This is a genomic window from Siccirubricoccus deserti (genome assembly GCF_014283215.1).
Taxonomy (GTDB): Bacteria; Pseudomonadota; Alphaproteobacteria; order Acetobacterales; family Acetobacteraceae; genus Siccirubricoccus; species Siccirubricoccus deserti.
This window is the reverse complement of record NZ_JACOMF010000122.1, coordinates 3,882-6,336: the sequence shown is the minus strand read 5'-3', so window position 1 is coordinate 6,336 and position 2,455 is coordinate 3,882. Positions and strand designations below refer to the sequence as shown.

Annotated in this window: 2 protein-coding genes; both read right to left on the bottom strand. The window is 72.8% G+C overall.

Going from position 1 to position 2,455, the window contains the following annotated elements; translation table 11 throughout:
* Positions 1-1,078, bottom strand: a 1,078-nt coding sequence (locus H7965_RS28235) for a methyltransferase (protein WP_186773858.1), incomplete at its 3' end; no start/stop codon positions are given.
* A gap of 68 nt (positions 1,079-1,146) precedes the next feature.
* Positions 1,147-2,136: a Bug family tripartite tricarboxylate transporter substrate binding protein gene (locus H7965_RS28230; protein WP_186773857.1), complete on the bottom strand. Its 990-nt coding sequence runs from the start codon at positions 2,134-2,136 to the stop codon at positions 1,147-1,149.
* Between the last annotated feature and the right edge of the window lie 319 nt (positions 2,137-2,455).

Sequence of the window (2,455 nt, the reverse complement as noted above, 5' to 3'; positions counted from 1 at the left end):
CCGCCTCGATCAGGCCGACCGTCATCCCTGTTGGTAGCAGGCGCGTGATCCGTAGTCCCACCGAGGCGAGGAGCGCCCGCCACTCGCCCTTGGTGCGCTCGCGCCCGCCCGTCCTGACCAGCATGTTGAGGTCGCTGAGCATTTGCGACTTCAGCACCGCCGAGGACGCGGCCCCGATCTGGTCCGGCAGCACCCGCTCAACCAACAGCAGGCGGGCGGTGGTGGCTCCTTCGCTCATGGCGCGACGGCAGTTCTTCAGGATCGCGGTCGCCCGGGCCTCGTCCCAGTCGTGCACCACGCGTGACAGCAGGTAGAGGTCACCGCCCGCCGGCACGGCGGCGAACATGTCCCCGCCCACCACCTCGCAGCGGTCCGCGACGCCCGCCTCCGTCAGGACCGGCGTCGCGCCCTCGACCACAGAGGGGAGGTCGAATAGGACGCCACGCACGCTCGGGTTCGCCTGCAGGATCGCCGCGATCAGCCGCCCCCGGCCGCCGCCCACGTCCACTGCCCGGGAGACGCCCGAGAAGTCGTAGGCAGCCACGACGGCCGCCGCCGTGGTGGCCGAGAGCACGGTCATGCCCGCGTTGAACACCGCCCCGAGCGCCGGGTCGGCGGCGTAGCGCGCGAAGGGATCGTTGGAGCCGAAGAGGTGCCGGACTGCGGTCTCGCCGGTCCGTACGCAGTGCTCCAGCGCGCCCCAGGTACCCCAGAAATCCTCGTGCCCCCACATCAACACCAGCGGGCGCACCGAGCCCGGCGCACCCTCGCACAACCCCCTACCGAGCGGCCCGAGCGCGAAGCGGCCGTCCCCGGTCTCGGCAAACACACCGAAGGCAGCGAGTGCGCGCAGCAGACGGCTCAGCGAGGGCCCCTGCGTGTCCGTGGCGGCAGCGAGATCCTCGACTGACCTTGGCCCGTCGGCCAGCAGGTCCGGGACACCGAGCCGCGCGGCGGCGTGGAGCGCCCGCGACGCCTGGTAAGCCGTCGCCAGCCGCAGTACCGCCTCTGCCGCGGAGGACGCCGTGGGGACGTCAGGCTGCTGCGCGGCGGCGGCGGGGCGTGCGTTGTCAGACATCCTGGCAATCCCCTCCTTTGTCGCTGGCAGCTGGGCCGCCGCCGTGTGTCCTGTCGGTTCCGCGGTCCTTAATCTGGTCGCATCCCCGCCTTACGCGCCACCTGACCCCAGCGTGCGTGGGCTTGCTCGATCCAGGCCGCGGTTCCTTCCGGCCCGCCAGCCTCGGGCGGCTCCAGCCCGCCCCAGGCGTCGAGGCGGGTGCGGGCCTCCGGTGTGGAAAGCGTCTCGGCCACCAGTCCAGCCCAGGCCCGCTTCGCCTCGGCGGGCGTGCCACGTGGCGCCATGAGCACGAAGGCGAAGCGTACGTCGAAGCCGCGCTGGCCCAGTTCCACCACCGTCGGCACCTCCGGCAGGACGGCAATCCGGCGGGGCCCGGAGACGGCGATCGCGCGCAACCGTCCGTCACGGACGAACTCCGCCCCCCCGCCTCCAATCGCGACGAAGCCGGTGCGCACGCGCCCGGCCACCAGCTCCGCCAGGACCTGAGGGTTACCGCGGAACGCGACGTGCTCCATCGCGCCGGGCGGCAGACCGAGCGCCGCCCGCAGGTGCTCCATTGCAAGGTGCCCCGGCGTGCCGCTCCCGCCCGAGCCGTAGAGCAGCGGCGGGCGCCGCCGCGCCTCCTCCGCCAGCCCGTCGAGCCCGGCGATGCCCGACCCAGGATGCGTGACCAACACCACCGGGAAGGTTGCGCAGGTCGCCACCGGCTCAAGGTCGCGCGCGGCGTCGAAGCCCGGGTCGGGGTAAATGTGCGGGTTGACGGTGAAGGTGGTATCGATGGTGAGCAGCAAGGTCCGGCCGTCGGCGCGCGCGCGCGCAGCGGCGGCAGCGGCGATGTTGCCACCCACACCGGGGCGGTTCTCGACCACCGTCACGCCGATGCCGGCACGCGGCGCAGCGGCGGCAAGGAGGCGGGCGATCCCGTCGATCGCGGCGCCCGGCGGGAAGGCGACGAGGAGGCGTGTGACGTCGGCCTGCTGCGCATCCAGAGGGCGCGCGGCAGCGGCCCAGGCCACCGCCGAGGCGGCGACCAAGGCACGGCGGGGGATGATGCGCATGGCCTGCTCCCTCCGGGCGGCCCGGCCGGTCTTCGACTGCGCCGCCGGCCCCCAGTGTAGTCGCGGGCCCTGCGCTGAACCACCGCAATCCGCGGTCCTTCCGCCGGCGGGCACCGGTTGCACCGGACGCCCTTCTGCAGCCCGCATGGAAACTCGGTTGTCGGGGCCTGGGCGCGCGAGCAGAAGCAAGGATTGCGACCGGGCCCGGCCAATACCGCAATTGCCGTATGGGAGCGCGTAGCGATCTTATCCTGGCGCTCCTCACCGGCACCTGGGCAGCGACCATTGCCTTCGACGACCAAAGAGTTTCGACTCTAGC